The organism is Nonomuraea jabiensis, from assembly GCF_014204795.1.
GTDB classification, from domain to species: Bacteria; Actinomycetota; Actinomycetes; order Streptosporangiales; family Streptosporangiaceae; genus Nonomuraea; species Nonomuraea jabiensis.
The window spans coordinates 4113038-4132074 of sequence record NZ_JACHMB010000001.1; the positions used below are offsets into that span (position 1 = coordinate 4113038).

Annotated in this window: 20 protein-coding genes; 12 read left to right on the forward strand and 8 right to left on the reverse strand. The window is 70.2% G+C overall.

The features are described 5' to 3' along the window. Positions 1 to 232: 232 nt before the first annotated feature. Entirely contained in the window at positions 233 to 544 is a 312-nt protein-coding gene (gene groES / locus HD596_RS18970) for a co-chaperone GroES (RefSeq protein WP_043623565.1), read from the forward strand. Positions 545 to 617: 73 nt separating this feature from the next. Next, positions 618 to 2237: a chaperonin GroEL gene (gene groL, locus HD596_RS18975; protein ID WP_185070686.1), complete on the forward strand. Its 1620-nt coding sequence runs from the start codon at positions 618 to 620 to the stop codon at positions 2235 to 2237. 168 nt (positions 2238 to 2405) lie between these two features. Here the strand turns inward: groL and HD596_RS18980 are convergent, their stop codons facing one another. Then, positions 2406 to 3614: a sialidase family protein gene (locus HD596_RS18980; RefSeq protein WP_185070688.1), complete on the reverse strand. Its 1209-nt coding sequence runs from the start codon at positions 3612 to 3614 to the stop codon at positions 2406 to 2408. 176 nt (positions 3615 to 3790) lie between these two features. Between HD596_RS18980 and HD596_RS18985 the strand changes: the two genes are divergently transcribed. The 3 genes from HD596_RS18985 to HD596_RS18995 all read left to right on the forward strand — a co-directional run bounded on the left by HD596_RS18985 (position 3791) and on the right by HD596_RS18995 (position 6041). Then, positions 3791 to 4405, forward strand: coding sequence for an ArsR family transcriptional regulator (locus tag HD596_RS18985; protein WP_185070690.1), 615 nt, complete (start codon positions 3791 to 3793; stop codon positions 4403 to 4405). Further along, positions 4402 to 4872: a HEPN domain-containing protein gene (locus HD596_RS18990; RefSeq protein ID WP_185070691.1), complete on the forward strand. Its 471-nt coding sequence runs from the start codon at positions 4402 to 4404 to the stop codon at positions 4870 to 4872. The genes HD596_RS18985 and HD596_RS18990 overlap by 4 nt, the downstream gene beginning before the upstream one ends. 533 nt (positions 4873 to 5405) lie before the next feature. After that, positions 5406 to 6041, forward strand: a complete 636-nt coding sequence (locus tag HD596_RS18995) for a sigma-70 family RNA polymerase sigma factor (RefSeq protein ID WP_132334441.1) — start codon at positions 5406 to 5408, stop codon at positions 6039 to 6041. A 109-nt stretch (positions 6042 to 6150) separates the two neighbouring features. Here the strand turns inward: HD596_RS18995 and HD596_RS19000 are convergent, their stop codons facing one another. Both HD596_RS19000 and HD596_RS19005 read right to left on the reverse strand, forming a co-directional pair. Next, positions 6151 to 6528, reverse strand: a complete 378-nt coding sequence (locus HD596_RS19000; RefSeq protein WP_090930411.1) for a DUF5319 domain-containing protein — start codon at positions 6526 to 6528, stop codon at positions 6151 to 6153. 39 nt (positions 6529 to 6567) lie between these two features. Beyond that, positions 6568 to 7557, reverse strand: a complete 990-nt coding sequence (locus HD596_RS19005) for a helix-turn-helix transcriptional regulator (protein WP_246554571.1) — start codon at positions 7555 to 7557, stop codon at positions 6568 to 6570. A gap of 630 nt (positions 7558 to 8187) precedes the next feature. On the opposite strand from HD596_RS19005, the gene guaB reads away from it, so the two are divergent. The 3 genes from guaB to HD596_RS19020 are packed head-to-tail and all read left to right on the forward strand — an operon-like array spanning position 8188 to position 12000. Then, on the forward strand, positions 8188 to 9669 hold the full coding sequence (gene guaB / locus HD596_RS19010; RefSeq protein ID WP_185070695.1) for an IMP dehydrogenase: 1482 nt from the start codon (positions 8188 to 8190) through the stop codon (positions 9667 to 9669). A 4-nt stretch (positions 9670 to 9673) separates the two neighbouring features. Next, a complete protein-coding gene (locus HD596_RS19015; protein ID WP_185070697.1) occupies positions 9674 to 10795 on the forward strand; it encodes a GuaB3 family IMP dehydrogenase-related protein in 1122 nt (373 codons plus the stop codon). A 5-nt stretch (positions 10796 to 10800) separates the two neighbouring features. Then, on the forward strand, positions 10801 to 12000 hold the full coding sequence (locus HD596_RS19020; RefSeq protein WP_185070699.1) for an RNA polymerase sigma factor: 1200 nt from the start codon (positions 10801 to 10803) through the stop codon (positions 11998 to 12000). Here the strand turns inward: HD596_RS19020 and HD596_RS19025 are convergent. Then, positions 11978 to 12538 carry a dihydrofolate reductase family protein gene (locus HD596_RS19025; RefSeq protein WP_185070701.1) on the reverse strand — a complete coding sequence of 187 codons (561 nt, stop codon included), beginning with the start codon at positions 12536 to 12538 and terminating at the stop codon, positions 11978 to 11980. The genes HD596_RS19020 and HD596_RS19025 overlap by 23 nt on opposite strands. Before the next feature lie 69 nt (positions 12539 to 12607). Here HD596_RS19025 and HD596_RS19030 point away from each other — a divergent pair, with 69 nt between their 5' ends. From HD596_RS19030 to HD596_RS19040, 3 genes are read left to right on the forward strand one after another with little or no spacing between them, the layout of a single operon-like run. Then, positions 12608 to 13180 (forward strand): TetR/AcrR family transcriptional regulator, encoded by a 573-nt coding sequence (locus tag HD596_RS19030; RefSeq protein WP_185070702.1) that lies wholly within the window; start codon positions 12608 to 12610, stop codon positions 13178 to 13180. Between the two features lie 9 nt (positions 13181 to 13189). Beyond that, a complete protein-coding gene (locus HD596_RS19035) occupies positions 13190 to 13966 on the forward strand; it encodes a phosphotransferase family protein (protein ID WP_185070703.1) in 777 nt (258 codons plus the stop codon). Continuing rightward, the gene (locus HD596_RS19040; protein ID WP_185070704.1) at positions 13963 to 14397 is read left to right on the forward strand and encodes a GNAT family N-acetyltransferase; all 435 of its coding nucleotides are present in this window, start codon (positions 13963 to 13965) and stop codon (positions 14395 to 14397) included. The genes HD596_RS19035 and HD596_RS19040 overlap by 4 nt, the downstream gene beginning before the upstream one ends. On the opposite strand, the gene HD596_RS19045 is transcribed toward HD596_RS19040, so the two are convergent. Genes HD596_RS19045 through HD596_RS19060 form a run of 4 tightly spaced genes read right to left on the reverse strand, consistent with a single transcriptional unit; the run spans position 14387 to position 18132 of the window. Next, a complete protein-coding gene (locus HD596_RS19045; protein ID WP_185070705.1) occupies positions 14387 to 15211 on the reverse strand; it encodes a class II fructose-bisphosphate aldolase in 825 nt (274 codons plus the stop codon). The genes HD596_RS19040 and HD596_RS19045 overlap by 11 nt on opposite strands. A gap of 10 nt (positions 15212 to 15221) precedes the next feature. Next, positions 15222 to 16130, reverse strand: a complete 909-nt coding sequence (locus tag HD596_RS19050; RefSeq protein ID WP_185070706.1) for a 1-phosphofructokinase family hexose kinase — start codon at positions 16128 to 16130, stop codon at positions 15222 to 15224. After that, positions 16130 to 17263, reverse strand: coding sequence for an N-acetylglucosamine-6-phosphate deacetylase (gene nagA / locus HD596_RS19055; RefSeq protein WP_185070707.1), 1134 nt, complete (start codon positions 17261 to 17263; stop codon positions 16130 to 16132). The genes HD596_RS19050 and nagA overlap by 1 nt, the downstream gene beginning before the upstream one ends. Next, positions 17260 to 18132, reverse strand: coding sequence for an SIS domain-containing protein (locus tag HD596_RS19060; protein WP_185070708.1), 873 nt, complete (start codon positions 18130 to 18132; stop codon positions 17260 to 17262). Before HD596_RS19060 ends, nagA begins: the two co-directional genes overlap by 4 nt. A 129-nt stretch (positions 18133 to 18261) precedes the next feature. Here HD596_RS19060 and HD596_RS19065 point away from each other — a divergent pair, with 129 nt between their 5' ends. After that, positions 18262 to 19032: a DeoR/GlpR family DNA-binding transcription regulator gene (locus HD596_RS19065; protein WP_185070709.1), complete on the forward strand. Its 771-nt coding sequence runs from the start codon at positions 18262 to 18264 to the stop codon at positions 19030 to 19032. Positions 19033 to 19037: the final 5 nt, after the last annotated feature.

Consider the following 19037-nt stretch of genomic DNA (forward strand, 5'->3'; position numbering starts at 1 on the left):
GTCGCACCCGGTCGGACCAAGGGCGTACCGTATCCAGAGGGGGACGGGTTCGGTCTGATCGCTCTCAGCAGACGCGTTCGTGTTGACTGTCAAGCCCCTCTTGCATATGTTTCCTGTTGGCACTCTCCCCTTGAGAGTGCCAACGTGCGACGAGGCAGGTCTGACACCCGCGACGGCAGGCCCCGCTGGTCGCCTCTTCTAGATCATTCAAATCTGAAGGGGAGGTCCGATCGTGACGACCGCCACCAAGGTTCCCGTTAAGCCGCTCGGCGACCGCATTGTGGTTCAGCCGCTTGAGGCAGAGCAGACCACCGCTTCCGGCCTGGTCATCCCTGACACCGCCAAGGAGAAGCCGCAGGAGGGCAAGGTCCTCGCGGTGGGCCCGGGCAACTGGGACGAGGACGGCGACAAGCGGATTCCGCTCGACGTCTCGGAGGGCGACATCGTCCTCTACAGCAAGTACGGCGGCACTGAGGTCAAGTACGGCGGCGAGGAGTACCTCGTGCTCTCCGCCCGCGACGTTCTCGCGATCATCGAGAAGTAAGCCGGATGTGTCGAGCCCCGGGCGCTCTTGAGGGCGGCCGGGGCTTTCGACGCTAGGAGAGGACTTTCAAGCAATGGCGAAGATCCTGGAGTTCGACGAGGACGCCCGCCGCGCGCTCGAGCGCGGTGTGAATGCGCTCGCCGACGCCGTGAAGGTAACCCTCGGCCCGCGTGGCCGTAACGTCGTCATCGACAAGAAGTTCGGTGCGCCGACGATCACGAACGACGGTGTGACCATCGCTCGTGAGATCGAGCTGGAAGAGCGCTACGAAAACCTCGGCGCCCAGCTCGCCAAGGAAGTTGCCACCAAGACCAACGACATCGCGGGTGACGGCACCACCACCGCCACCGTGCTGGCCCAGGCCATGGTCCGCGAGGGCCTGCGCAACGTGGCCGCCGGCGCCTCGCCGCTGTCGCTCAAGCGCGGCATCGACAAGGCCGCCAAGGCGATCAGCGACAAGCTGCTCGACAGCGCCCGCGAGGTGGCCGACAAGAAGGAGATCGCCAACGTCGCCACGATCTCCGCTCAGGACGCGCAGATCGGCGACCTGATCGCCGAGGCGTTCGACAAGGTGGGCAAGGACGGTGTCCTCACCGTCGAAGAGTCCAACGCCATGGGCATGGAGCTCGAGTTCACCGAGGGCATGCAGTTCGACAAGGGCTACGTGTCGCAGTACATGGTGACTGACCCCGAGCGGATGGAGTCGGTCCTCGAGGACGCCTACATCCTGATCAACCAGGGCAAGATCGCCTCCATCGCGGACTTCCTGCCGCTGCTGGAGAAGATCGCCCAGACGAAGAAGCCGCTCCTCGTGATCGCCGAGGACGTCGAGGGCGAGGCCCTGGCCGTCCTGGTCACCAACAAGATTCGCGGCACCTTCACCTCCGTGGCCGTCAAGGCCCCGGGCTTCGGCGACCGCCGCAAGGCCATGCTGCAGGACATCGCCATCCTCACCGGTGGCCAGGTCGTCAGCGAGGAGGTCGGCCTCAAGCTGGAGCACGTCGGTCTCGAGGTGCTCGGCACGGCCCGCCGCGTCGTCGTCACGAAGGACAACACCACCATCGTCGACGGCGCCGGTGACGCGCAGGCCATCGAGGACCGCGTCAAGGAGATCAAGCTCGCCATCGAGCAGTCCGACTCCGACTGGGACCGCGAGAAGCTGCAGGAGCGCCTGGCCAAGCTCGCCGGCGGTGTGTGCGTGCTGCGCGTCGGCGCCGCCACCGAGGTGGAGCTGAAGGAGAAGAAGCACCGCCTCGAGGACGCGATCTCCGCGACGCGCGCCGCGATCGAGGAGGGCATCGTCTCCGGCGGTGGCTCCGCGCTGATCCACGTCTCCAAGACCCTCGACGACCTCGGCCTGACGGGCGACGAGGCCACGGGTGTCGGCGTCGTCCGCCGCGCCCTGGTCGAGCCGGCCCGCTGGATCGCCGAGAACGCCGGTCTCGAGGGCTACGTGGTGACGCACAAGGTCGCCGAGCTGGAGGCCGGCCACGGCCTCAACGCCGCGACCGGTGAGTACGGCGACCTGATCGCGCAGGGCGTCATCGACCCGGTCAAGGTCACGCGTTCGGCCGTCCAGAACGCCGCGTCGATCGCGGGCATGCTCCTCACGACCGAGGCGCTCGTGGTGGACAAGCCCGAGGAGGAGGCCCCGGCCGCCGGCGCGGGCCACGGTCACGGCCACGGCCACTGACCAGGCTCTTCTCTCGTCACGGCCCGCACCCGAAAGGGTTGCGGGCCGTTCGGCGTTCCGGGGACGGGTCAGCGCGGGCGGTTTGGGGTTCGGGGGACGGGTCGGCGTAGGCGGTTCGGGGTTCCAGGGGCGGGTCGGCGCGGGCCGTTCGGGGTTTCGGGGGGCGGGTCAGCGTAGGCCGATTGCGCTCTCCCAGAACCAGTTCCAGCGGATCTCGTCCCGGAAGCGGTTCACCCCCGCCTCGTACAGAACGCCGATCGCGCCGTTGCCGAGGAGTGTCATGTCGGAATAGCCGGCGTGGTCGCCGTCGATCCTCACCCCCGCGTTGTTGGTGGAGTTGTCGTAGTTCCGCCAGGTCGCGCCCTCGTCGAAGGAGGAGCGCACGTTCATCCCCACCGGGTTGTTGTCGGTCTTCGGCGTGGCGGGCGCCGAGAGCAGGATCCGGGTGTAGGGGGCCTTGTCCCGCTGGCGCAGCAGGGCCGGATGGGTGGGCGGAGCGGTGATCGCGCCGTCGGCCAGGAAGTCGCCGTCGAACGACTGGCCCCCGTCCGTGCTCACGCCCCGGGCCAGGCCGTGGACGGAGGTCTGGTCGTCGGGTACGGCGCCGTTGCGGGCGATCACGAGGATGCTGCCGTCGGTCCGCTCGACCAGGGTCTGCTCGCCCAGCTTCAGTACCGACTTGTCGTAGGTGGCGGTCGCGCCGATCTGCCAGGTCGCGCCGTGGTCGTCGCTGTAGATCAGCCGTACGCTCTGCGTGTCGCCCACGCTGAAGTAGACGGGCACCACGAGGCGGCCGCTGTGGGCCGGCTGGGTCAGCTGGATGCCGTGCCCGGGCCCCGTGGCGAACCAGTCCCCGGCGCCCGCGGGCGCCTTGATGACGCCCGACAGGTCCTTCGGGCTCGACCAGGTGACGCCGTCGTCCGTGCTGACCTGGACCTTCGGCGTACGAGGCGTGGTCTGGGACGCGGTCGGCTCGGAGGTCGTGAACAGGAACACCGGCCCGCTGGAGTCGGCGACCATGGTCGCGTTCCCCTGCAGGGCCGCTCCGGCCGTGCTGGGCAGGACGACCCTGCTCGCCTCCCAGGTGACGCCGTTGTCGGTCGAGCGCCGCATGACGACGTCGAACGCGCCGTGGTCGGCGCAGTTGTTCCTGTTGCGCCGCTCGGCGAAGGCGAGCAGCACGTCGTTCCTGGTCTTCACGACCGCCGGCAGCCGGTAGCAGGTGGCGGCCTGCGATCCACTGGCGGGGATCGACCTCCACAGGGTCTGCGTGTGGAAGACGTACGTGGGCGGCTGCGCGGCCGCCGCGGGTGATGCGGTGAGGGCCACGGCCATGAGCGCTGCGGCTGCCGCGGTGAACGTCCGTAATGTACGCATCAATGCCTCCATTTACGCGTTCGCGGCCATGATCGTCTCATCGGTCGTTCCCCCGATCCACCGCCTTCTGAAGGCCGGCGTTGCCGTCGCGGCGTGGAGGCGAGCTAATCTGTCAAAGGGCCAGAATATCCTGCCGTTTTGCCAGTAAACTACCATGCGTGATCAACCAATCACGCATGCCGCTGCCGAAGGATCCAGGCATGCAGAAACCACCTCCTGCCGTCTTCCCGATCTTCCGCTCCCGGATCACCTGTGCGGTGCTGACCTGCGCCTACATAGGTGACCAGGAGCACTCGGTCGGAGATCTGGCGGTGATCGCCGGGACGGACAGCGGCACGATGGCCCGCGAGGTCGCCAAGCTCGAACAGGCGGGAGTTCTCAGCGCTCGGCACGTAGGACGTACCAAGCTGGTGACCGCCAACCGGAGCGCTCCCTTCTACGGCCCGCTCCGCGATCTCGTCACGATCACCCTCGGCCCGGCCCAGGTGCTCGCCGAGGAGCTGGCGGGCGTCGATGGCATGGACACAGCCCTGGTCTTCGGCTCGTGGGCGGCCCGGATGCGTGGAGAGCCCGGCCCTTCTCCGGTCGACATCGACCTTCTGGTGATCGGGCGTCCCGATCGTGATGATCTACACGATGCCACGGAACATGCGAGATCCAGGCTGGGACGTCAGGTCAACACGGTGGTCATCAGCCGGGCGCGCTGGGAGGCCGGCGAGGACGGGTTTATCCGCGAGCTCCGTAGCCGTCCGCAGGTGATGGTGCCGATCTCGGGCGGAGATACGGAATGACGAGCTGGGCACGCGGGAGGGAAGAGATCATCGGCATGCTGCAGCGCCGTGAGCTCACGCAAGTCGTGGCGGACGCCGAACTCGCCGAACGCATGCTCTCAACCGCCCGCCGGCATCTGACCAGCGCGGAGGCCCTTGCCGCCGCGGATCCGTATCTTGCGTACGCGGCGTTGCATGATGCTGTCCGCAAGTCCCTGGCGGCGCTCTTGCAGATCCAAGGTCTCCGGGCGACGACGACCGGCGGCCACCTGGCGGTCCAGCATGCGGCGCGGGCGCAGTTCGGGGCGTCCATGGGGGCGATCCTTCGGCCGGTCGATCGCATCCGCACCACGCGGCACGAAAGCGAGTACCCGACCAGCAGCACCTGGATCGATGAGGACAGCGTCCGGGACGACCTGCCGGCGGCGACGGCGGTCGTGGACGCGGCGGAACGGGCGCTGCATCACCTCTCGCCGTTCGTCCTTTGACGGGCATCCGGAAGTGGACGATGGCTTGCTCGCCCCCCGTGATCGCCTGCCCCCTGCGCCCGGACGGGCGCCGCTCCCGCGCCCGATCTGCCATCACCGGCCATCTCCTGCCTGGTCCCAGAGGTGACCGTGGCGACCCGCGGCTGCCCTGCGTGCCGACTCCAGCCTCTTCTTGAGGTGGGTGCCTTCTGCCGAAACGGCTCTCGGTTGACGGGGGGTCACCTTGGCTGTGCGGTGATCCAGCGGGACTGGCAAGTCCTGAGGCGAGGGCCGGGTCGCCTTGGGCTTCCAGGGGGCCCTGGGCGGGCGGTTGGGGAGAAGTGGGGGAAAAGGTGGATTATTGGAGTAAACCGGAAGTGGGTGATAAGCGTCCGGGATCTGACAATTGTCGTGCATTCCAGGTTATGGGATGAAACATTATGTCACTAGTTAAGGCTTAGTGTGGTCATTTGATTACTGCCCGTTATCGTCGCTTCAATGTGACCAATCCGTAGCCGTTCGCCATGACGACAGGCCGGATCAGTGCGGGCATCATGCCTATCGTGAGCGAGGGAAGCGTCGCCGACGCCAAAATTGGGGTAAGGCTCGCGTCGAGACTTCCGGCACGGACGGATGACTCCGACCTTAGGGAACTGACGAGCCTCGCCGTACAGGGAGATCGCAGTGCGATCGAATCCCTGCTCGGCGAGTTGCGTCCGATGGTGGTGCGGTATTGCCGCGCCCGGCTGGGCAGGGTTTCAGGGCAATATCACATTGCCGATGACGTAGCCCAGGAGGTGTGCATCGCGGTGCTGTCCGCGCTGCCGCGATACCGCGACATGGGGCGGCCGTTCGCCTCCTTCGTGTTCGGGATCGCCTCGCACAAAGTGGCCGACGCGCTACGGAGTTCGGTGCGCTCGGCCGTACCGACTCAGGATCTGCCCGATGGGCCGGACGACGGGCCGGGGCCCGAGGAGACCGTGGTCCGCTACATCGAGGTCGAACACGCGCGCAGGCTCCTGGCCAGGTTGCCCGAGAACCAGCGCGAGTTGCTGCTGTTGCGGGTGGTGTCGGGATTGTCGGCTGAGGAGACCGGTAATGTACTCGGTATGTCACCGGGTGCGGTTCGTGTCGCCCAGCATCGGGCGCTTGCCAGGTTGCGGCAGATGGCCGAGCTGGAGTCGGCTTGACGCCTGAGGAGGAGACCGACGCGCTGCTCGACGCGCTCGGTCGTGGAGAGAGGCCTGACTCAGGCGATCCAGCCGTGCGGTTGCTGGCCGTGCTGCTCGATGATGTCGGTCAGCGGCGTTCCTCCGTGTCGATGACGCCGTCGACGTAGCCTCTGGCGTACTCCCAGCTGACGTAGTCGGCGGGGTCCGGGTGAAAGGCCGGCTCGTGGACCTGCGGCTGGCCTTTCTCGATCATTTGCCGTAGGTTGCCGCGCAGCAGCTCCCAGTCGAAGAAGTGCTGCTCGCCGCATTCAGGGCAGTCGAGTACGAGGCCCAGCACCCCCTGCGGTTCGAGCAGGGAGCGGAAGACCTCGACGTCGGCGAGGTCCGTGATGGCCTCGTCACGTTCGGCCGCGGTGAGTGGCTCGGCGTCGTCGAGGGCGCCCATCGCCGAGGAAGGGTCGTTCGGGTCGTCCGCGAACGGGTCGCGGGGGACGTCTTCCAGCACCTTCCCACCATATGACCGAAGCGGCCCGAGCGGTGGACATTACCTCAGCCATCCGCGCCTGGCCGCCTCCACGCCCGCGTGGAAACGCGACTGGGCGCCCAGCTCGGACATGGCGTCCGCGAACCTCGCCCGGACCGTTCGCACCGACACGCCCAGCTGGCGGGCTATGGAGTCGTCACACATGCCCTGGGCGGCCAGGCGGAGGACCTGGACCATGCCGTCGCCCCGCCGGCCCCACGGCAGGGGCACGGCCCTGGCCCACAGCTCCCTGAACAGCGTGCGGAGCATGCCCACGACGATCGGCGTGCGGATCAGATAGAAGTTGTACGCGTGGTCGGGCAGGTTGCCACCCCAGTACGGAGGCAGGCCCGCGACCTCGGGCCCCGCGGTCATGAACCAGCTCGGCACCCGGTCCAGCGTGCGTACCTTGCCGCCGGTCTCCAGCACCCGGGTGAGCTGGTCGCGTACGCCCGGCAGAGCCAGGGTCGAAACCGGGATGATCGCGTGAACCGTGAGAAGTTTTCGTTCTTGCGCGTCAATCCATAGTTCCGCAAATTTGCGCGCGAAATCGATCATCGTGCGTTCGTCGGGAACAGCGGTCAATAATTCCATCGGCGGGGACTGCACGGCTATGCCGACCACGCTCTCGTACATCACGTCGGCCCCGTTCACCATCTCCACCGTGAACGTGCCGCTCTGGTAGTCGCGGCCGACGTCGTAGTCGCGGATCAGTGACCGGATCGAGCCGAGCGCCGAGTCGATCCTGCGGCTCTCCTCCGCCAGCCGGTCGAGCCGATCGGCGATCACCCTGCCGAGGGCCGCCGCCGGATGCCTGGCCAGGTACTCCCCCGACTGCTCGTCGATCACGCCCAGCTTGACGAGGTCGTCGAGCTGCCGGCCGACCTTCTCGACGGGACCGTCCATGGCCTGCGCGAGATCGGTGCGGGTCGCGCGGTGCAGGCGCAGCACCGCGGTGTAGAGCGCGGTCTGCGTCGGGTCGAGGCCCAGCGTCTCGAAAGGATCAGGCATGGTACGGGGCTCGTTGCGCATTATGGGCGGCTCCGTTGGGGGGACACGGGCGTGCCGTGAGGATAACCCCGCATTACGCTCGTGTCCCCCCGTTGCGATGACTGGTCGGTGCGCGGCGTGCAACTTCGTGCAATTGCACGTTTTCACATTGCGTTGTTCCGTTGAGTAACGCAGGCTTTACCTAGCGTCGGCATCCTGCGAGGGCTGAGGCGACAGCGGGCCATCAGGACGCGGAGGGGGGTTCGGTGGCGTCAAGCGTCGCCTTGACCCGGATGCCGGTGGCCGAGGCACGGGACGGATCACCGACCGTCCCGTGCCTCGGCACTTTTCGATGCCGGGAGTAGGACGGACCGTGGGGGTCATCGTGCTCCCGGCATCGCCGTTTCCACCGGCCCCGGGGCCCGTCGAAGGATCCCCCCGTACTTCGGCTGAGGGCCTTTTGGGGTTGGGTGGGGCACGACTGCAATCCCTCGGGTGGGGCGGGGGTGCGGCTTGAGGGCCGAGTGTGCGGTCGTGAGCCCCGATGGTGAGCGTTGGGGCTGGACGTGGCCGGTGTGGGTGCTGCGGCGCAGTTTGGAGGCAGGGCCTAGACTTGGCTCAATCAGAGCCACGGCAAGAGGGGGCCGCAGCATGTCCAAGTTCACCGAAACCGGATTGACCTTCGATGACGTGCTGCTGGTCCCCGGCTATTCAGACCTGCAACCAGGCGAGGCCGACACCAGGGCCCGCCTGTCCCGCGGCATCACCCTGTCCATCCCGCTGGTCTCCGCGGCCATGGACACCGTCACCGAGGCCCGCATGGCGGTCGCCATGGCCCGCCAGGGCGGCATCGGGATCCTGCACCGCAACCTGTCGGTCGAGGAGCAGGCCCAGCAGGCCGACCTGGTCAAGCGGTCCGAGGCCGGCATGGTCACCAACCCGGTGACCTGCAGCCCCGACAACACGCTGGCCGACGTGGAGCGGCTCTGCGCGACGTACCGGATCTCGGGTGTGCCCGTGACGGACGTGGACGGCACGCTGCTCGGCATCGTGACCAACCGCGACATGCGCTTCGAGACCGACCAGTCGCGTGCCGTGCGCGAGGTCATGACCAAGATGCCGCTCGTCACCGCCCCGGTCGGGGTGTCGCGGGACGAGGCGTTCGCCCTGCTCCGGCGGAACAAGATCGAGAAGCTGCCGCTGGTCGACGCCGACGGCAGGCTGCGCGGCCTGGTCACGGTCAAGGACTTCACCAAGAGCGAGCAGTACCCGCTGTCCACCAAGGACGCCGACGGCCGGCTGGTCGTGGGGGCGGCCGTCGGCGTCGGTGGCGACGCCGAGCTGCGGGCCAAGGCGCTGATCGAGGCCGGCGTCGACGTGGTGGTCATCGACGTGGCCCACGGTCACTCCAAGGGCCTGGCCGACATGGTCGCCAAGATCAAGGCCAACAGCAAGGTGCAGGTCGTCGCGGGCAACATCGCGACCAGGGCCGGGGCGCAGATGCTGGTCGACGCGGGCGCGGACGCGGTCAAGGTGGGCGTCGGGCCCGGCTCGATCTGCACCACGCGGGTGGTGGCCGGGGTCGGCGCGCCGCAGGTCACGGCCATCTACGAGGCGTCCAAGGCGTGCGCTCCCGCGGGTGTGCCGGTCATCGGCGACGGCGGCCTGCAGTACTCCGGCGACATCGTCAAGGCCATCGCGGCCGGCGCCGACACGGTCATGCTGGGCTCGCTGCTCGCCGGCTGCGAGGAGTCGCCCGGTGAGCTGATCTTCATCAACGGCAAGCAGTTCAAGTCGTACCGGGGCATGGGCTCGCTCGGCGCGGTGCGCAACCGCGAGCGCGGCGGCACCTCCTTCAGCAAGGACCGCTACGCCCAGGCCGACGTCGGCGGCGAGGACAAGTACATCCCCGAGGGCATCGAGGGTCAGGTGCCCTACCGCGGCCCGGTCGCGGCCGTCGCGCACCAGCTCGTCGGAGGCCTGCGCCAGGGCATGTGGTACGCCGGCTGCCGCACGATCGAGCAGATGCACACCGACTGCGAGCTCATGCCGATCACGGCGGCGGGCCTCAAGGAGAGCCACCCCCACGACATCCAGATGACCGTGGAAGCTCCGAACTATCACAGAAGGTAAGTTCATGACTCAGCAGGTGGAGATCGGCCGGGGCAAGGCCGGACGGCGGGCGTACTCGCTTGACGAGATCGGCCTGGTTCCCTCGCGGCGCACCCGGGACCCGGAGGAGGTCTCGATCGCCTGGCAGATCGACGCCTACCGGTTCGAGCTGCCGGTAGTGGTCGCGCCCATGGACAGCGTGGTGTCCCCGGCGACCGCGATCGAGATCGGCCGGCTCGGCGGCCTCGCGCCGCTCGACCTCGAAGGGCTCTGGACGCGCTACGAGGACCCGTCGCCGCTGCTGGAGGAGTGCGCCGCGCTCGACGCGGAGGCGGCCACCAAGCGGCTCCAGGAGATCTACGCGGCGCCGATCAAGGAGGACCTGATCGGCCGGCGGATCGAGGAGATCCGGGCCTCCGGCGTGACCACCGCCGTGCGGCTGTCGCCGCAGCGTACGGTCCAGTACCACAAGGCCGTGATCGACGCGGGCGTCGACATCTTCGTCATCCGCGGCACCACCGTGTCGGCCGAGCACGTCTCGGGCCGGGCCGAGCCGCTCAACCTCAAGCAGTTCATCTACGAGCTGGACGTGCCGGTCATCGTGGGCGGCTGCGCCACGTACACGGCGGCCCTGCACCTGATGCGCACCGGCGCGGCGGGCGTGCTGGTGGGCTTCGGCGGCGGCGCCTCGCACACGACGCGCAACGTGCTGGGCGTGGCCGTGCCGATGGCCACCGCGATCTCCGACGTGGCGGCGGCGCGGCGCGACTACATGGACGAGTCCGGCGGGCGCTACGTGCACGTGATCGCCGACGGCGGCATGGGCACCTCCGGTGACATCGCCAAGGCCATCGCCTGCGGGGCCGACGCCGTGATGGTGGGCTCGCCGCTGGCCAGGGCCGCCGAGGCGCCCGGTCACGGGTTCCACTGGGGTTCGGAGGCGCACCACCCCGACCTGCCGCGCGGCCGGCGGGTCGAGTTCGGGACGGTCGGCACGCTGGAGCAGATCCTGCACGGGCCGTCGAGCGTGGCCGACGGCTCGATGAACCTGATGGGCGCGCTCAAGCGGACCATGGCCTCCACCGGCTACTCCGACATCAAGGAATTCCAGCGCGTCGAGGTCGTGGTGGCCCCGATCCAGCGCTGACGCCCATGCCGGAGACCGCGGTCGAGCGGGTGTTCCGCGAGGAGTACGGCAGGTCCGTCGCCGTGCTCGTACGGGTCTTCGGTGACATCGACGTCGCCGAGGAGGCGGTGCAGGAGGCGTTCAGCGTGGCGGTGCGGCAGTGGCCGTCCGCCGGCGTGCCGCCGAGCCCGGCCGGGTGGATCATCACGACCGCGCGCAACCGGGCCATCGACCGGTTGCGCAGGGAGTCGGCGCGGCCTGGCAAGCACGCGCAGGCCGCGCTCCTGCACGCCCAGGACGAGCCCGTGGACGTGGGGCCCGTCCAGGACGACCGGCTACGGCTGATCTTCACGTGCTGCCACCCCGCGCTGGCCGTCCACGCGCGGGTGGCTCTCACGCTGCGGCTGCTCGGCGGGCTGACGACGGCCGAGATCGCCCGCGCGTTCCTGGTGCCCGAGGCGACGCTGGCGCAGCGGCTGGTGCGGGCCAAGAGCAAGATCCGGGCCGCCGGGATCCCGTACCGGATCCCGGCGGAGGCGGATCTGCCCGAGCGCCTGCGCGCGGTGCTGGCCGTGGTCTACCTGATCTTCAACGAGGGGTACACGGCCGTCCGCGCGGACCTGTGCGCCGAGGCCGTCCGGCTCGGGCGGCTGCTGGTCGAGCTCATGCCGGACGAGCCCGAGGTCATGGGGCTGCTGGCGCTGATGCTGCTGACCGAGTCGCGGCGCGCCGCCCGTACCTCCGAGGAGGGCGAGCTGGTGCTGCTGGGGGAGCAGGACCGCGGGCTGTGGGACCGCGAGCTCATCGCGGAGGGCCAGGAGCTCGTACGGCGGTGCCTGCGGCGCGACGAGCCCGGCCCGTACCAGATCCAGGCCGCGATCAACGCCGTGCACAGCGACGCGGCGAGCGCGAAGGACACCGACTGGGGGCAGATCGTGCGGCTGTACGACCTGCTGGCGCAGTTCGACCCGGGCCCGGTCGTGGCGGTGCACCGGGCGGTGGCGGTGGCCGAGGTGGAGGGGCCCGAGGTGGCGCTGGGGCTGCTCAAGGGGCCCGACGACTACTACATGTTCCACGCGGTGCGGGCCGACCTGCTGCGGCGGCTCGGGCGCGAGGAGGAGGCCGCGACGGCGTACGAGGCCGCGGCCGCGCGGGCGGGCAACGAGATGGAACGGGACTTCCTGCGCGAGCGCGCACGGCTGATCACTGGCGGGCGTACGTCATGACCACCGCCCCGTTGCCGTACGCCTTCGAGCCGGTCAGCGTGAACACGGTCGGCCGGAACTCGCCGTCGAACGCCGAGATGCCCGCCCCGGCCACCACCGGGTAGCACTTGACGATCAGCTCGTCGATCTCCGGCAGCAGGGCGCCGGCCAGCTTGCCGCCCCCGCAGAGGTAGATGTCCAGGCCGTCCTCCTGCTTGAGCCGGCGCACCAGGCCGAGCGGGTCGGCGGTGACCAGCTCGACGGCCGGGTCCGCGATTTCCATGGTGCTGGACACGACGTACTGCCGCAGGTGGGCGTACGGGCTGGTCACGCTCTTGTCGATCTGGTAGGTGCCGCGGCCCATGAGCACCGTGTCGAAGCGCCGGTTGGGCGCGTCGAGGCCGATCATGGCGCGCAGGTGGGTGGGGACGGTCTCGGGATAACGGGCGTTGACGTCGGCCATCATGTCGTCGGACCACGGGTAGAAGTCGAACTCGCCGTTCGGCCCCGCGATGTAGCCGTCGATGGAGGTGGCGACGAAATACACGAGCTTCCGCAAAATGACTCCAGATAAAGTACTATGGTTGAAGTGGTTTAACCGTAGTACTACAGTTGGAGTGGTGTCAACGTGGTCAGGCAGAACGTCGCCCGGCGGGTGGCACTGGTGGATGCCGCGATCGAGGTGCTGGCCAGGGAAGGGGCCCGCGGGCTGACGTTCAGGGCGGTGGACAAGCAGGCGGAGGTGCCGCCGGGCACCGCGTCCAACTACTTCCCCAGCCGCGACGAGCTGTTCACCCAGGCGGGCGGCCGGATCTACGAGCTGCTGCAGCCGGACGCCGCCATGACCGCCGCCCACCTGAGCGGGCCGCGCGACCGCCACCGGGTGGTCGCGCTGATGCACGAGGTGGTCGATCGCGTGGCGTCGTACAGGTCGGGTTACCTGGCGCTGATGGAGCTGCGCCTGGAGGCCACCCGGCGGCCGGAGCTGCGGGCCGTGCTGACCGAGCGGATCCGCGCCGACGTGGACGCGAACGTACGCAACCACCTCGAATCGGGCCTCCCCGGCGACGCGACGAGCGTGTTGCTGCTCTACCTCGCCATGAACTGGCTGGTCGTCGAGCGGCTCACGCTGCCCGACGTGTTCGGCGAGGAGGAGATCCACAAGCTCGTGACCAGCGCCGTTGAGCGGTTGGTGCCCTAGCATGCGGGCATGGCCGACCTACGCCACACGCACGAGCTGGCCTTCGCCGGCGACGTCGTCATCAAGCGCTACATGGACAGCAAGCCCGGCGCGGCCGAGCGCGAGTGGCGCGCGCTGACCCTGCTGGCCGAGCACGCCCCCGGCCTGGCCCCGGAGCCGATCGGCTACGAGGACGGCGTGGTGACGATGTCCCGGATCGACGGGGTGTCGCTGCGCGGGCTGCTCGCGACGGCCGCGCACGTGGCGGCCCTGGTCGAGGCGCTCACCGAGCTGCACACCGCGGTGCCGCCGCACGTGCTCCAGGCCGTCCCGCTGCGCCCGTGGCACCTGGAGGCGCTCGCCGACTGGGCCGGCCGGCGCGGCGCGCGCTGGCAGCCCAGGGACCCGCTGGCGGACCGGGCGGTCAAGGAGGGCATGCGGTGGCTGCGGGGCTGGTCGCCGGGCGAGTCGGGGGTCACGCCGGCGTTCGGGGCCGGTGACGGCAACCTGTCGAACTTCCTGTGGGACGGCACCCGCGTCCGCATCGTCGACTACGAGGACTCGGGGCGCAGCGACGTGGCGTTCGAGCTGGCCGAGATGGCCGAGCACGTGTCGATGTGGGTGGACGGCGAGGTGGAGATCGCGCACCGGTTCGAGCTGAGCCCGCCGGAGGAGCGGCGGATGCGCGACTGCCGCAAGCTGCACGCGCTCGTCTGGCTGTTCCTGCTCTCGCACGAGCATCCGCGCAATCCACCGGGCACCTTCGAGCGACAGGTCGAACGCGTGCTGGCAACATTGGGCTCATGAGACTGGCGGAGCCCACCGACAAGGCGGCCGTGGAGCGGCTGGTCCACGACGCGTACTCGCCCTGGATCGAGGTCGTCGGCATGCGGCCGCTGCCGATGGAGGCCGACTACGGCGCGTTCATCGCGGCCGGCCGGGTGCACGTCACCGACGCGCTCGACGGGCTCGTCGTGCTCGTCCCCGAGGACGGCGTCCTGCTGGTGGAGAACGTCGCCGTACGGCCCGACCGCCAGGGCAAGGGGCTCGGCCGGGCGCTGATGGCGTACGCCGAGGAGGAGGCGCGCCGGCTGGGGCTGCCCGCGCTGCGCCTCTACACCAACACCAGGATGGCCGCCAACATCGCCCTGTACGAGTCGCTCGGCTACGTCGAGACCGGCCGCATGGGCATCGACGGCCGCTCGGCCGTCATGATGCGCAAACAGCTCACCCCGTGAGGACGCCCAGGAGGTGGCTGACCTCCCTGGCCACCGCGTCCCGCCCGGCCTTGAGATATTTGCGGGAGTCGACCACGCGCTCGTCGTGGGCGAGGTAGTCGCGCACCGCGCCGGTGAACGCCTTGTTCAGGTGGGTCGCGATGTTGATCTTCTTCATGCCGGTCCGCACGGCCTCGCGCAGCACGTCGTCCGGCACCCCCGACGAGCCGTGCAGCACCAGCGGCACCGGCACCGCGGCCCGCAGCTCGGCGATGAGCTCCAGGTCCAGCACCGCGTCCTTGGTCGTCATGGCGTGCGAGGTGCCCACGGCCACGGCCAGGGCGTCGACCCCGGTCCTGGCCACGTAGTCGACCGCCTCGTGCGGCTTGGTGCGCGCGCCGGGCGCGTGCACGCCGTCCTTGCCCCCGACCTCGCCCAGCTCGGCCTCCACCCACACGCCGCGCTCGTGGCACCACGCCACCACTTCGGCGGTCGTGCGGACGTTCTCGTCGTCGGGCAGGGCCGAGGCGTCGTACATCACCGAGCCCAGCCCCAGCGCCACCGCCTCCTCCACGAGGGCGCGGTCGGTGGCGTGGTCGAGGTGGACCGCGACCGGCACCTCGGCCCGCCTGGCCACCGCCAGCGAGGCCAGCGCGACGGGCTCCAGCGCGCCGTGGTAGCGCACGCAGTTCTCGCTGATCTGCAGCACGACCGGCAGGCCCAGGGCCTCGGCGCCGGCCACGATGGCGGTGGCGTGCTCGAGCTGGATCACGTTGAAGGCACCCACCCCGGCGGGCGACTGGCGGACGATGTCGCCGATGGCGGCGAGGGGCATGGCGTGCTCCTTACGTGATGATGATCTGGGGGTGTATGTCGGCGTAGACGTCGGGGTCGAAGTCGCCGGCCACGGGCGCGGCCACGGCGGCCGCGCCGAGCGCCGCGGCCCGCCTGAGGCTGTCGGGCCAGGACGCCGACTCCACCAGGCCCAGCGCGAGCCCGGCGACCAGCGAGTCGCCCGCCCCCGTCGGGTTACCCCGCACGGTGTACGGCATGCGCGCGGTGAAGGTGCCCTCCCCGGTGACCGCCAGCAGCCCGTCGGCGCCCATGGACACCACCACGGCCCCGGCGCCCTGGCTGCGCAGCGCCTGCGCGCCCTCGGCCGGGCTGCCGCCGGGAACGGCCCTGGCCAGCTCCTCCCGGTTGGGCTTGACCACGGAGGGGCGGCCCTTGGGGGCGTGGCGGAGCGGGTCGCCGTCGGCGTCGACGATGGCCGGCACCCCCTTGCCGGCGGCGACGGCCGCCAGCGTGGCGTAGGTGTCGGCGGGGACGCCACGCGGGAGGCTGCCCGAGAGGACGACCGCGCCGGCGGCGTCGAGGAGCGTTTCGTAACGCCGGACGAAGGCCGCCAGCTCGGCGGGGGTGACCTCCGGGCCGGGCTCGTTGAACAGCGCGGTACGCGTGCCCGCCTGCTCCGAGACGGCCAGCGTCGTGCGGGAGTCGGCGGCGACGGGGTGCAGGGCGGCGGGCAGGCCGGCCGCCCGCAGGTCGTCCTCGATCGCCCGCCCCGTGGGGCCGCCCGCGAGCCCCGTGACCAGCACGTCCTGGCCCAGCGCGGCCAGGACTCGGGCGACGTTGACGCCCTTGCCGCCGGCGCGCCGGTGCACCGCGCTGACCCGGTTGACCCCGTCCCAGTCGACGTCGGGAACCTGATAGGTCACGTCGAGGGCGGCGTTGAGCGTCACGGTGAGGATCATCAGGGCTCCGTGATCCAGACGCCGTCCTTCATCACCCCGGCCACCTCCAGCGAGTCGGACAGCACCACCAGGTCGGCCGCCTTGCCCACGGCGATCGAGCCGAGCCTGTCCGCCAGGCCCAGCACCCGCGCGGGCGTCAGGGAGGCCACCTGGACCGCGTCGGGCAGCGACATCCCGACCTCCTGGACGCTGCGCCGGAACGCCACGTCCATGGTCAGCGTGGACCCCGCGATCGAGCCGCCCTCGACCAGCCTGGCCACGCCGTCCTCCACCCGCACCCGCATGGGGCCGAGCACGTAGTCGCCGTCGCCGAGCCCGGTGGCCGACATCGCGTCGGTGATCAGCGCCGTCCGGCCGGGACCGGCCACCTCGTACGCCAGGCGCAGCATGGCCGGATGCACGTGCACGCCGTCGTTGATCAGCTCGACCGTCACCCGCTCGTCGTCGAGCAGCGCGGCCACCGGGCCGGGCGCGCGGTGGCCCAGCGGCGGCATCGCGTTGTAGAGATGGGTGGCCACGCTCGCGCCGGCCTCGATGCCCTCGATCGTCGTCTCGTAGTCGGCGTCGCTGTGGCCCACGGCCGCGATCACGCCCTCGGCGGCGGCCATGCGGATGACGTCGAGCGCGCCGGGCAGCTCGGCCGCGATGGTCACCATGCGGATGTGCCCGCGCCCGGCCTTCATCAGCTCCGCGAGCTCCTGCCGGGACGGCTCCCGCAGCAGCGTCGGGTCGTGCGCGCCGCAGCGGGCCCTGGCGATGTAGGGGCCTTCGAGGTGGAGGCCGGCCAGCAGCCCCTGCTCGCACAGCTCGGCCAGCGCCGCCACGGCCCTGGTCAGCCCGTCGAGCGAGTCGGTGACCAGGCTGGCCATCGTCGTGGTGGTGCCGTGGCGGCGGTGCAGCTCGACGGCCTCGCGCGCCTTGTCCTGCTCGCCGGTCGGGAACGAGCCGCCCGCGCCCCCGTGGTTGTGGATGTCCACGAACCCGGGGATGACGTGCCGCCCGCCCACGCTCAGGCCCTGACCCGGGGCGGATCCGCGGCCGACATGCGTGATGCGGCCGTCTTCGATGGTCAGCCACCCCTCGTGGACCCCTTCGGGGGTCACGATCCTGGCGTCGGCAAGAGTAAGGCTCATGAAGAAAGGATCACAGATCGCGTGAGGTGCATGGGCTCGTCCGGGTTCAGCCCTTGGGCGAAGGCCCGGGCGACGGCCACCCGCTGGGCGCGGATCAGCTCGGCCATGGGGTCGAGCGCGGTCTCGAAGAACGTCCCGCCGGTCTCCTCGACCTGCGCGCGCAGGCCCTCGGGCGCGGTGCCGAGCATCCACGTCACGCGGCCGGGAGCGGCGATGCTGATCGGGCCGTGCCGGTACTCCATCGCCGGGTACGCCTCCGTCCACGAGCGGGACGCCTCGCGCATCTTCAGCGCCGCCTCCTGCGCCAGGCCGACCGACCAGCCGGTGCCGAGGAAGCTGAACTGCTCGGCCCGCACCAGCTCGTCGGGCAGCGGCGCGGCCACGGCCGCCTCGGCGTCCTCGACGGCCTTGGCGAGGTCCTCGCCGAGGCTGGCCCGCAGCAGGGCCAGCTGCGTGGTCGCGAACCTGGTCTGCACGACCGACTGCTCGTCGGCGTAGTCGAGCACGACGACCTCGTCGGCGGCCGTCATGATCGGCGTGTTGGGGTCGGCGGTGATGGCCGTGGTCTTCGTGGTCGTCCTGGACAGCAGCTCCAGCACCTCGGTCGTGGTGCCGGAACGCGTCAGCGCGAGCACGCGGTCGTACGAGCGCCCGATCGGGGCCTCAGAGGCGGCGAAGGCGTCGGTCTCGCCGTGCCCGGCCCGCTCGCGCAGGGCGGCGTACGCCATCGCGATGAACCACGACGTGCCGCACCCCACCACGGCGACCCGCTCGCCCCGGCGCGGCAGCGCGTCGGCGGGAACGCTCGCGATGGCGCGGCGCCAGCACGACGGCTGGGACGCGATCTCGGCCTCGGTGTGGGTGGTCACCACTTGCCTCCCCGGCAATTGATTGTTTCTGCTGGTTTTATACCAGGAAAGTGCATTAATGGACACCGGTGGCCCTGGCCTGGCTGCTTGTGCCACGCTTGCCCTTGTCCCCATCGCCTAGGAGGCCTCGTGTCCCGGTACGACCGCTGGAACGCCATCCTCGAGCTGGTGGCCCAGGAGGGCAGAGTGTCGGTGGAGGAGGCCAGCCAGGCGCTCGGCGTCTCCACGGCGACGATCAGGCGGGACTTCGACCAGCTGGCCCAGCAACAGATGCTGATGCGCACGCGGGGCGGGGCGGTCGCGCAGAGCGTGAGCTACGACCTGCCGCTGCGCTACAAGACGGCCAGGCACGCCGGCGAGAAGCAGCGCATCGCGGCGGCGGCGGCCGAGCTGGTGACACCCGGCGCCGTGGTGGGGCTCAACGGCGGCACGACCACCTCGGAGCTGGCGCGCACGCTCGCCACGCTGTCCACGCTGGAGAGCGGGTTCACGATCGTCACGAACGCGCTGAACATCGCGGCCGAGCTGACCGTCCGCCAGCACGTCAAGATCGTGGTGACCGGCGGGGTGGCCAGGCAGCAGTCGTACGAGCTCATCGGGCCGCTGGCCACCGGGGTGCTGGAGCAGGTGACGCTGGACGTGGCGTTCCTCGGGGTGGACGCGCTCGACGTCGAGCTCGGCGCGTCGGCCCACCACGAGGGGGAGGCGAGCGTCAACCACCTGCTGATCAGCCGGGCCGCGCACGTGGTCGTGGTGGCCGACTCCTCCAAGATCGGGAAGCGGGCCTTCTCCCGGATCTGCCCGATCGGGCAGATCGACACGCTGGTCACCGACGCCCAGCTCGCCGACTCGCTGGCCGGGGAGCTGACGGAGGCGGGCGTGAAGGTCATCCGCGCCTGACCCCC